The sequence below is a fragment of the Anaerostipes sp. MSJ-23 genome (assembly GCF_018918155.1).
Classification (GTDB): domain Bacteria; phylum Bacillota; class Clostridia; order Lachnospirales; family Lachnospiraceae; genus Anaerostipes.
Genome location: NZ_JAHLPY010000004.1, coordinates 70,939 through 82,951 on the forward strand (window position 1 = coordinate 70,939; position 12,013 = coordinate 82,951).

The 12,013-nt window shown below is 35.1% G+C and carries 5 protein-coding genes; 2 read left to right on the forward strand and 3 right to left on the reverse strand.

All coding sequences use genetic code 11. The features are described 5' to 3' along the window. Positions 1-70: 70 nt before the first annotated feature. From KQI71_RS04895 to KQI71_RS04905, 3 genes are all read right to left on the reverse strand, one after another. Positions 71-3,028 (reverse strand): hypothetical protein, encoded by a 2,958-nt coding sequence (locus KQI71_RS04895; RefSeq protein ID WP_216434633.1) that lies wholly within the window; start codon positions 3,026-3,028, stop codon positions 71-73. Positions 3,029-3,129: 101 nt separating this feature from the next. Beyond that, the gene (locus KQI71_RS04900) at positions 3,130-7,275 is read right to left on the reverse strand and encodes a fibronectin type III domain-containing protein (RefSeq protein WP_216434635.1); all 4,146 of its coding nucleotides are present in this window, start codon (positions 7,273-7,275) and stop codon (positions 3,130-3,132) included. A gap of 5 nt (positions 7,276-7,280) precedes the next feature. Then, positions 7,281-9,119 (reverse strand): class I adenylate-forming enzyme family protein, encoded by a 1,839-nt coding sequence (locus KQI71_RS04905; protein ID WP_216434638.1) that lies wholly within the window; start codon positions 9,117-9,119, stop codon positions 7,281-7,283. Between the two features lie 287 nt (positions 9,120-9,406). Between KQI71_RS04905 and KQI71_RS04910 the strand changes: the two genes are divergently transcribed. Further along, positions 9,407-9,769, forward strand: coding sequence for a helix-turn-helix domain-containing protein (locus tag KQI71_RS04910; protein WP_216434646.1), 363 nt, complete (start codon positions 9,407-9,409; stop codon positions 9,767-9,769). A gap of 422 nt (positions 9,770-10,191) precedes the next feature. Then, positions 10,192-12,012 carry a glutamine--fructose-6-phosphate transaminase (isomerizing) gene (glmS, locus tag KQI71_RS04915; protein WP_216434648.1) on the forward strand — a complete coding sequence of 607 codons (1,821 nt, stop codon included), beginning with the start codon at positions 10,192-10,194 and terminating at the stop codon, positions 12,010-12,012. The last annotated feature ends 1 nt before the right edge of the window (position 12,013 follow it).

Consider the following 12,013-nt stretch of genomic DNA (forward strand, 5'->3'; position numbering starts at 1 on the left):
CATTTTATAAGTTTTTAAATACAACAGCCCACCCATTGCAGATTCTACAACGGATGGGACTGAATTTTACTTATTTTTTATTTGAGAAATAAGCCGTCTTCACTTCAGAACCTGCGCTTGTTACAGTTGCTGTTCCATAATAATAAGCAGAAACTTTATAAACATATTTTTGTCCATTTTTGTTTGCTTTTGTATCATTATACTTCAGAACAGTATTTTTCTTAATTGTTGCAACTTTTGTAAATTTCTTTCCATCTGTACTACGATATACATAGTAACCACTGGCTTTACTTACCTTTTTCCATGTAACAGACAGATTTTTTCCATTATTAGAAACAGAAACAATCACTGGTGTCTTTGGAACAATCGTCAGTTTTACAGCTTTGCTTGTTGCGGCTTTATAATTTTTATCTGCAGCAACACTCGCTTTTACATAGTAAACGCCTGGATTTACTGGTGCTCCGGCTGCTCCTGCATTTGCTTTGCTTGTTGCTTTCTTACATTTGCTGTCGACATAATATTTATAAGTTACTTTTCCTGTGGATCCCTTTACTTGTGCAGGATCAATTGCGATCGCTTTTCCTGTGTAAACACCTTTCTTCGCTTTTAATGTCACTGTACTAGAAGGTTTCTTCGCTCCACATCGTTTACAAATATCTTTTTTGTCATAATCATGCCCTAAAGCTTTGCTGGTCACAACTGTTTTTGTGCCAATATATGTTTTATCATCAAAATTAGCACTTGCTGTATAAATTGTTGCTTCTGGTTTTGTGCAGGAAGCTTTCTGATTCTTGGATGTGATTGTACATTCAATTCTCTGTTCCGGACGATCATATTTTTCTTTAAAAACAGCAGTACATGTTTTTGCATCTTCTGACCATTCAAACACTGGAGCAGCATAAGTCAATCCATCTTCATCTGTTTTTTTACAGATCTTGCAGACGTTGGTATCGATTCCTTCTCCCTCGTCTTCATTTTCTGCTGGTTCCTGTACGTGTTCATATTCATGCGTTAATGGATTTTTTGTTCTCTTTCTTGTTCCAGCTTTGATACGTCCACAAACGGTACAACGTTCTTCTTCAAAACCTTCTCTTAAACATGTTGGTGCTACTGTAACCTTTTTATATGTATGTTTTGTTCCTGCTAAATGTTTCATATTCAATGTTTCTTTTACATTGGCACATTTTTCAAATTTTTTACTTAATCCGTTATCTTCTCCGAAATTTCCATACGCAGGTTTATAAGCAACACATTCTGTTTTATACTCTGTCTTACTGCTGAAATTTGTTGCCAGTGCTACATACATCTTTCCATCTTTGATAGAAAGTCCTGCAACTGGGCGTTCTTGCAGCTTCATAATACTTTCCTTACTATTGGAAGTAATATAGAAAGACTGAGATACATTGGCATCATTGGTCTGTTTTACAGCAACTTCATTATATTCTTTGATCAGAACAATTTTTCCACTCTTTGGCTGATATTTATAAATCTTATTTCCAAGATTAAAATAAAGATTTCCTGCATATAAACCTACAGAGTGCTGTACTCCTGGATAAGTCTTATTATAAGTTACATCAATTTTGTATTCTTTGGCAATATCCTGATTTGTTGCTACTTCTTTTCCATCTGGTGTATATACTTTTCCTGTTTCATAATCCACCAGTGTCTGAATTTTACCAGTCTTACGATTTCTACATGTCAGCTGATCTCGCTTATCATGATAAACACCACCATCAAGTAAAACTTTTGTATTGACCTGTGGTTTTACATAATACCAGTAAGTAGAATCATATGGAATATTACTATCTACCTGGCTAAACCATGCATTTTCATAAGTATCATCGGTACATTTATCTGCATATGCAGTATCTAAGTCCGTACCTGAGAAACCGCTCCAATTTTCAAAGCTCTTCTGTGTAAATAAGAAGAACATATGACCTAAGTTTCCTTCGGTTTCTGCACGAACTCTCTGGTTTTCTTCTACTTTAATATCTGCAAAGCTTGGATCTACATAATACCATTTTCCATCAATCTTAATGGCATTGATGTAATGATCATGGGTACGGCATGCATAATCAACAATGGCATTGTCTCTGACTTCTTCTTTTGTCTTCCATGTACCATCTTTATGTTTATAAATTTTCGGGTGCATACGCTGAACAATATAAGCATAAGCGCTGCAGTATCCAATACATACGGCTTTTTTCTCAACCAATGCTCCAAAGGCTGTACTTGAAATAAATTCCTGTTTTCCCTGGAAAAATGCATCATCAAATGTAATCAGATTTGCCAGTTCATCGTTTAAGACCATATATTTTTCAACTTCTGACATATTCTTATCATTTACTTTTGCCAAAATTTTATCGGCTTGTTGTAGGAATTCTTTTCCATAATATTGTACAAATCCCTGTAATCCTTGCTGTATACCATCAATCCTTTTATCAAGCTCCGTAAGCACTTTCACACTCGAATCCACATTATTATAATCAATATTAGCCAGTGCTGCAATCGCTCCTAAAGGTGTCTCTTTTGTATCTTTTTTATAAAAGAACTGCATTGGTACTCCAAAATAGTCCGGGTTGGCTTCATAATACTTCTGCAGCTTTGCATAATCTGCAATCGTTTTTTGTCTTTGCTCAGCTAATTTTTTTTCATCATTCTCACTGTTGTTATTATCATTTTCACTGATTTCATTAACCTCAGTGACAACTGATTCCAAAGCACTGTCCATTGTTATATTGATCTTGTCTACTTTCTGATCTGTTCCTGTCTTTAAAGAGTAGGTTACAAGAGATTCACAATTATTTTCTTTTAAGACATTTTCAATTGCTTTCTTTGCATCTGCTTTTTTTAAATCATAAGAAGAAATATCAATGGATTTCTTTGGTTTCTTACTGAAGATTTCCTTGGTAATTTTTTCTTCCACACTCTTTTTGCTTGCCGCACAAACTTCATGAAAGTTTGTAAACACGAAAAAGGCGAAAAGAAAGCAGGCAATCCCTACAAACCTTTTTTTCCACAATTTCATTTAAACTCCTCCGCTTCTTAAGTATTTTTATGGTTGTATTTCATTAATAATATGAAGATGTCCCTGTAGTCTGAAACTACAGGGAATCTTTATATATCTTTTTATTTTGTTACATTGACGTCTTTCTTGCTGCTCCATGCACTGTAATATTTTGTTTTTGATACAGTTTTATAAGAACGTACTCTAATTGTGTAAACTTTTTTCTTTGTCAGCTTACTAATTGTTTTGCTCTTACTCTTTGCTGAGGAAACAGTAATAGTCTGACTCTTTCCACCTTTTATTGTGTATTCAATCTGGTATCCAGAAGCCTTTGTATTTGTTGTCCATGCAACGGTTGCTTTTGCGCCACTTATATTTTTCACTCTTGTTAATTTTGGTGTTGTCAGGAAATATCCTGTCTTTGCCTTAGAAGCTACTGTAATTGTTGCTTTTCCATTTTTCTTAACATAAGCACTGACTTTATAGACATATTTCTGTCCATTCTTATTTGCCTTTGTATCATTAAACTTCACAGTATTTGCACTTGTGATTGTTTTAACTTTACTAAATTTCTTTCTATCTGTGCTGCGGTATACATAGTATCCGTTTGCTCCAGATACTTTTTCCCATGTCACTGTCATGTTCTTGCTGGCATCAGCAACACTCTTAAGCATCTGAGCTTTACACTTCTTGCAAACACCATTCTTATTAAAGTTATGTCCAGTCGCATTCAGAGTAATCGTCTTAGAGGATGTATAAGTTTCATCCTGAACTTCAAAAGATACGGTATATTTTACAGTTCCATTTGCAGTACAAGTTGCTGCCTTAACTACTGTTTTCTTAATATCATTTCCTTTTAGTTCTTTTGTAACTGTGCTGTCGTTATATTTACATGTCAGAACTGCCTTACACTGTTTGCCATCTTTGCTCCATGTATATTTTGCATCATATTCATGATGTCCTGCTGGAATTGCAATTGGCTCGGTATCTTTTGAATATTTTTGTCCATTGAATTCACAAGTTGCTGTGTAGAACTTGCTGCCTTCTGTCTGACAGTTACCTTTCTTAATTGTTTCTGTTACTTTACAATCGACGCTCTGAACATCCTGGCATTTGCTACAAGTAAATTCTGCCTTACATGTCTTGTAATCATCAGACCATTTAAATTCAGGCTGTCCATAACTATGTCCAGTTGCTTTTACATCTGCTGTCTTTTCTGCTGTATATTCTGTTCCATCTAAAGCAATGGAAGCTTTGTAAGTTTTTTCTCCCTTTTCTGTACAAGTTGGCTCTTTTGTCACAGATTCTGTGATCTGACAATCCTGAGAATCTTCCTTATCACATAAATGGCATTTTCTTACAGCCTTGCATGTCATCATTCCATCTTCGGCAGATGTCCATACAAATTTTGGAGTTCCATAAACGTGCTCTCCAGCTTTTACTGTTACTTCTTTTGGTGTTGTATAAGTTTTTCCATTGATATTGAAACTTGCAACATAAGTAACTGTTCCGCCATTTTCACAATTGAAATCATCTGATTTTTCAATCTTAATTTCTTTTTCATCGTTATCCAGTGTTGCATTCTCTGTGATTGTAATATCTTTAGAATTATCTTTGTTCTGATCATCGTCTAAACAGTCAAGTTTGATATCTTTACAAATCTGACAGCTTATTTTTGCTACACACTCTTTATTATCATCAGACCATGTATATTCTGGTTCTGCATAAAGATGTCCTTCTTTTGCTCCATCTGGAAGTTTCTCAGCTGCATCCAGACATCCTGTACAAATATAGGCTGTTCCAGATTTTTTCTTTCCAGCATCATCTGTTGTGTAGTATACATCTTTTTCTTTTATATAATGATGTCCAGCTGCTTTCTGACCATCTGCTTTTTTTGTACCTTCTTTGATTTCTCCACAAGTCTTACAACGTTCTTCTGTATATCCATCTTCGGTACATGTTGGAGCAACCGTAACAGTCTCATAATCATGAGAAGTTCCTGCCACATGGCTCATATCCAGTGTATCTACAAAGTTTGCACTCCACATAAATTCCTGGTTATCGTTGTCTCCACCTTTTTTATAAGATCCCCAGCTTACATAGCTGCTGTTATAATTTGTTTCTTCATATTTATAATCAGAAACATTTGCATAGTTTGTTGCAATGGATACATATAATTTTCCATCATCTTTGATTGCTAATCCCGCAATTGGATGATTATATACCGTATAGGCTGCATCCTTATCATCATCAGATGTTACATTAAAGGACATTCCTGCAAAGTCTTTCTTGCTTTCGTCCTGTTTTGCAGATACTTTGTTATATTCTTTTACTTTTGTAATCGCATTTGTAGATAAATCATATTTTAAGATTTTATTATCTACATTAAAGTATAATGCATTATTGTAAAGTGCTGTTGAATGAACAATTGCTGGATATTTCTTTACATTTTCATCATTATCTTTTTTATAGCCTTCTGTTACAAGATTTGTTCCTGTTGCTTTTGTATCTGATGCTCCAGTATTATAATTTACAAGAACAGTCTCGTTTCCACTTAATAAACCATCACTGATTTTTCTTCTTACAAGAAGATCTTCTCCTTGCTTATAAGTATTATTACTAATGGAAGATGTATTTTTTACATAATAATAATATGTGTTATCCGTATAGATTGGTCCCTGTGCTTTTGTTACCCATGAATTGTTTTCATAAGTTGTGTCATTAGATACATCTTTATATAATGTATCAATATATGCAAAGTTTCCTTTAAACTGACTTCTTAAAGAAGAATCACTAATTAAGAAATAAGAATGTGTCATATTTCCATCAGTTTCTACACGGTTTCTCTGCATACACTCTACATAAATATCATTGTAGCAGGAATCCACATAATACCATTTCTGTTTATTATCTTTGTTTGGTACTTTTACCGCACTGAAGAAATGCGCATTGTTAAAATGAGATTTTTCCCCATACATTTCAACATCAGAATCCCACTGGATTCTTACAAAATCTACAATATAAGTTGGGTTTCCTGTATTCTTATACTGTTTTACACCATCAACCGTTTTTACAGTTGTACCATCTGATTCATAGACAGGCTGTAATTTTCCATTAACTTCGTCTTTTGTCTTCCATGTGTCTCCATTTTTATAAATTTCAGGACATGCACACTGTACAAGATAATTATACGCAGCTGTATAAGACAGACATACACTATTACGATCAACCAGCACACCAAAAGCAGAAGAACGTTTCACACCGTCAAATAACTGAGAAGCCTGATCTCCAGATGCTGTTGTCTGTTTATTCATAGAGTTATTGATATAAGCCATATCAAAGTTTGCATAATTTCCAAGCCAGTCATTTAAAGCCAGAAGTTTTTGCGCGGTTGACATTCCAGGTTTGATTGATTGTAATGCCTGATTTTTTACATTTAATAACTGCTGTCCATAATATTTAGCATCACCGTCAATCATAGAACTTAATGCATAATAGTATCCCTGAATCAATCCATCCACCGTTTTAATTGATGTTTGTTCTGACTTCCCAATATCTTCAAAGCTAATATCTGCTACAGAAAGTAATGCTCGAATTGGTTTTCCTTCAGAGTCTTTTGCGCAAAAGTATGGACTGGCAACTCCAAAATAATCTGGTTTGCTTTCGTAATAAGCCTGAAGCTGTGCATAATCTGTATAAACTTGCTGCATTTCTTCATCAGACAGAGGACTTGCACTAGCTTTATTAATTTCATCCAGCTCATCCATTGCCATCATATAAGTTGCATCTGTTTTTACATTTACTGCTTTTACAGTTCCATCTTTTTGTGTATCATAAGATACTTTTACCAATTTTGATACACTATTATCTTTTAATACTTCACTGGTAGCTTCTTTTACCTCATTTTGGGAAGCATCGTAAGATGATACCGATACTTTTGTCTGTTTGCGATTTTGAAAAATTCCTTTTTCAATCGTATTTTTTAATTTTCCCTTAGTTGTTTTTTGTTCTGTTTTTTTCGCTTTCGTTTTAGCAACAGCTGCTTTTGTAGCTGCTTTCTGTTTTGCTTTTATTTCTTTAATAGCGGCTGCATCTGCTTTTTTCTCCGCTTTTGTCTGTGCCGCTGTTTTTTTTGCTGTACTAACATTAGAAGAAGCTTTTGTAGAAGCTGTCTTTTGTTGCACTGGTGCTGCAGCAACAACATTTGGCACCGGAATCATACTTGCATTTACTGCAAGAACCATCATCCAAGCTAAGATCTTTTTCATGTTCTTCATAGATCCTCCTTTATATTGCTTGTATTTATATTTACAGTATCATTTCCCTTGTTAAGAATCGGTTCTTTCTTTATTATTTTCTGCCCTTTTTTCAAGATCTCTGCTGTCAGTCCTTTACGGTTTGTCTTAAAATGAAAATAAGGACGATGTTTAATCGCCGTTATCTCACAAGGTATTTCATGAGGCTCAAGTCGAATACATATCTTTTCCTTTATTTCTTCCAGATCTGCCCCGTCTTCTGGCTGCACGTAGGCATATGGCAGATAATATCCCGGATTTTTCTGATCCGGAACAACAACAAAAAATATATCTTCAATCCCTTGGACATCACAAACACGATTTTCCATAACCAGCTCAAAAAGATATCCGCCTCCGGCCCGTTCTTTCAGTCCACGACCGAGAATATGCAGCAATCCTTTTTCTGTTATATATCCATAATCACCGGTATGAAGCCATACTTTTCCATCTCTATGGACTTTTAGTACCTCTTGTGTTGCTTCTAGTCCATCATATCCAATCATGGTTCCAGGACCCGTCCGGCAAATCTCTCCAATCTTTCCATATGGAAGTTCTGTCTCTCCATCTTTATCAAATACAGAAATAATTGTTGCAGGCATTGGAATTCCATAACAACAATCTTCGATAGATTCTCCTGGACAAGGCATTGTACAGCTTGAACCTGCTTCACTTTGGCCATAACCAGTACTGAAAAATGCATGACATTGATGTTTCTTCAAAAATGCATGAATCCGTCGAATCTGTCTATTATTTAATGCTTCCGCTCCTGCTCCAACTGCATAAAGATGCTTCATTGAATAATCTTGCGGAATCCGTTTACTATGTAATAAAAATTCCATAAATAATGGAATGGATGCCCAACAATTTGGCTGATAACGCATCATCTCAAGATCCAAATCTTCTACTTTACAAAACGGATCGAGAATCAGCAGTTTATTCGTTGCCAATGGATTTAATATCATCGACACAACAACCGCAACCAATGCTGGCGGTAAAATTGTATGCAACCACGTCATCCTCTGCTTCATCGCAGGTGCAAATGGTGTCATCTGAAATAACACTCCAATCATACTTTGTGCAGAATGAATCACCTGTTTTGGATCTCCCGTTGATCCACTTGTATAAGCACAAAACAATGGTATCCTATGATCTTCTTTTATCGAAGGAATTTCTGTTTTTTCTCCATTTAAAAGGAATTCCTCCCAAGTAAGATTTGCTTGATTGTCTGCTTTCTGCTCCGGATACCTTTCTTCAATACTTTTGATTATATGATCTGACATACTTTCCTTATCAGCCATATGATAAGGAGATATCGTAATGATCTTTTCAAGATTTGTTGCCTCAAAATATAATTTTTCATCTTCCTTCGATAAAAAATCATGTGTAAACAAAAATTTAGATCCTGTCTTTTTAATCGCATCCGCGCAATTTTGCGGTGTATCATCTCTACAGACAATTGCAGCCCCTATTTTTTCTGCTGCTAGAAGCAACAGCAAAAACTCTGGAACTGCCTGAAGAAATACAGGGATTTTATCTCCCTGTTTAATACCAATGGCACACATTGCCATGGCTGTATCATCAACTTTCTTTTTTATTTCCTTAAAGTTATAATCACACCCATAATAATGAATGATTGCAGACTGTTCATCTCTGATATGATCTTTCAAAAATTCAAAAAGCGAACAATCCGGAACTTTCATATCCCTCATTTCGTCCGGATAATTGTTCATCCATGGGCGTTGCTTACTTGCTTCACCACTAAAAAAATCGCAGCAGACATCACTGTCTGTTGCAACATCATTTTGATATTTTTTCATGAATTTTCTCCCATCTTGTCTGAATCCATATTTCCCCCTTAGAATTCATCGTATGCAGCAAGCGTAAGAATTTATTCATCCAATATGAAATACAATTGAAAATATTTCAAATTTACGATATACTTTTTTATGTTGATTTGTAATAAAAAAACAAAAAAAGTATTGCATCGATACTTACGCTAATGTAAGTACATTTTACCTTTATTTCCTTTATTAGTCAATACTTTTTCTCGCCAACGCATATATTCTTTCATTAAGTATATTTAATTAAATTGAAAGGAACTTTTATGTATAAAACTTTTGAAACACTTCTTAAAAAACGTGGCATCACCCCTTATAAAATTTGGAAAGAAACCGGCGTAACTCAAACCGTTTTAAGCAATTGGAAACATGGAAAAAGTGTCCCAAATGCAGCAAATCTTTATAAAATTGCGTCTTATCTTGGTGTGTATGTTGATGATTTAATATGCGAGGAAGATTTTCAATTATCCTCTGTAATGTTGGAAGAATCGATGGATGAGTATGACGTCTGTAAGAATCATGCTCTTTATGATCTTATCAAAGATGCGAGAAATGCTGATCCTCGTGATATTAAAATTATTCATCATTTATTGCTTGATTTAAAAGAACGAGACCAAAAAAATCATTAAAAATCTATGAACTTTCCTCATTTTTGTTTGACTTCTCTAAATTTCCGTGTTAAGATACCACCGTCAGATATTTAGGGTTTTGAATATCCGATAAAGTCTTAAATATAGAAAGGAGTATTAGAGATTTAGAAGCGCCATGCACCTTCTTGATACGGAAACGGCAATCTGTTTTGCCACTTAGAAGGTTAACGAGGAGGAAAGTGATCGAAACATTCGGCGGATGCTTTCCCGCAGCTTCGGACTGTGTTATATACTGAGCAAAACCATGAGCAATCATGAAACAAAGGCAGTATAATCCGAACAAAACCACATATATTTTATTATTAGAAAATGACAAAAAAGGACAAAAGATTTTTGGAAGAAAAAAACGGAACTTTCCTTCCTTTTCTTTTGTTGCGCAAATTGAATAGGAGATTTTTATTATGTGTGGAATTATTGGATTTACCGGAAAATTACAGACAGCAGATATTTTAGTAAACGGATTGGAACAGCTTGAATATCGTGGATATGATAGTGCCGGAATCGCGGTAAATGACGGCACAACAACACGAATTGTAAAAACAACAGGAAAAGTTTCAAAACTTCGTGAAAAAGTTGCTGCTACAAAAGGTATTGAAGGAACATGCGGAATTGGACATACACGTTGGGCTACTCATGGTGGTGTTACTGATGTCAATGCACATCCTCATGTTGCAGGAAAAGTAACACTGATCCATAACGGAATTATCGAAAATTATAAAGAACTGACAGTTGCTTTAAAAGAAAAAGGATATACTGCTATTTCTGAAACAGATACAGAAGTTGCTGCAATGCTGATTGATTCTTTATATAATGGAGATCCATTTGCAGCATTAAGAGAAGCTGATAAGATTCTTGAAGGTGCTTATGGATTCTGTGTGATGTTCGAAGATCATCCAGGAGAAATCTACTGTATGAGAAATGCCAGCCCTTTGGTAGCTTCTTACACAGAAGATGGTGCATTTATCGCTTCTGATATGGTAGCATTATTAAAATATACAAAAGATTATTTTGTTGTACCAGAAGAACATATTGTTGTTATGACAAAAGATGGTATTACATTATATACAATGGACGAAAAAGTAGAAGAACCAAAAATGCTTCATGTTGATTGGGATACAACAGCAGCTCAAAAAGGTGGATATGACTACTTTATGCAGAAAGAAATTTATGATCAGCCAGAAGCTCTTCATAACACTGTACTGCCTCGTATCCATAACGGTCATGCAGATTTTTCTGCTGATAACATTTCTGATGACATTTTCAAGGGAATCAATCGAGTTGTTATTACAGCATGTGGAACTGCATGGCATTCAGGTTTAATTGGAAGACATTTAATTGAATCTATGCTCCGTATTCCTGTAACGGTTGAATTATCTTCTGAGTTCCGTTATATGAATCCGATCCTTGATGAAAATACATTAGTAATTGTTGTTACACAGTCTGGTGAAACCGCTGACTCTCTTGCAGCACTTCGTCTGGCAAATGAACGTGGAGCAAAAACAATTTCTATTGTAAACGTAAAAGGATCCAGCATTGCACGTGAAAGCGATTATGTACTTTATACTCATGCAGGTCCTGAAATCGCTGTTGCTAGTACAAAAGCATTTTCTGTACAGTGTGCAGGTATGTATTTAATTGCTTTAAAACTTGCAGAAGTAAATCATAAAATGACAGAAGAAGAAATGGCTGATTTCTGTAAGAAATTTGAGGCCGCAATTGATACTGTTCCAGCGGTTCTTAAGATGGATGATTATATTAAAACAATTTCTGAAAAGATCAAAGATACATTTTCAGCTTTCTATCTTGGAAGAAGCTTAGATTATGGTATCGCATGCGAAGGATGCCTGAAATTAAAAGAAATTTCTTATGTAAATGCTGAAGCATACAGTGCTGGAGAATTAAAACATGGAACGATTTCTCTGATTACTGAAGGTGTTCCTGTAATCGCTGTCGCAACACAGGAAAATGTTTTACCTAAATTAATGGCTAACGTTGAAGAAGTGAAAGCCCGCGGTGCTCATGTTATTATGGTAACAGACAAAGATATGTCAAATTACGAAGGAATTTATGATGACCTGATTCAGGTACCAAACGTAGATGACTTATTTGGAACATTTGGAGTCACAGTTGCATTACAGCTTCTTGCATATCACGTAACTGTATTCAGAGGATATGATGTAGACCAGCCAAGAAACCTAGCAAAATCTGTAACAGTTGAATAAA

Bases quoted from the DNA above. Each gene is read 5' to 3' on its own strand.
- KQI71_RS04895 (WP_216434633.1), bottom strand. From the start codon at position 3,028: ATGAAATTGTGGAAAAAAAGGTTTGTAGGGATTGCCTGCTTTCTTTTC.
- KQI71_RS04900 (WP_216434635.1), bottom strand. From the start codon at position 7,275: ATGAAAAAGATCTTAGCTTGGATGATGGTTCTTGCAGTAAATGCAAGT.
- KQI71_RS04905 (WP_216434638.1), bottom strand. From the start codon at position 9,119: ATGAAAAAATATCAAAATGATGTTGCAACAGACAGTGATGTCTGCTGC.
- KQI71_RS04910 (WP_216434646.1), top strand. From the start codon at position 9,407: ATGTATAAAACTTTTGAAACACTTCTTAAAAAACGTGGCATCACCCCT.
- glmS (WP_216434648.1), top strand. From the start codon at position 10,192: ATGTGTGGAATTATTGGATTTACCGGAAAATTACAGACAGCAGATATT.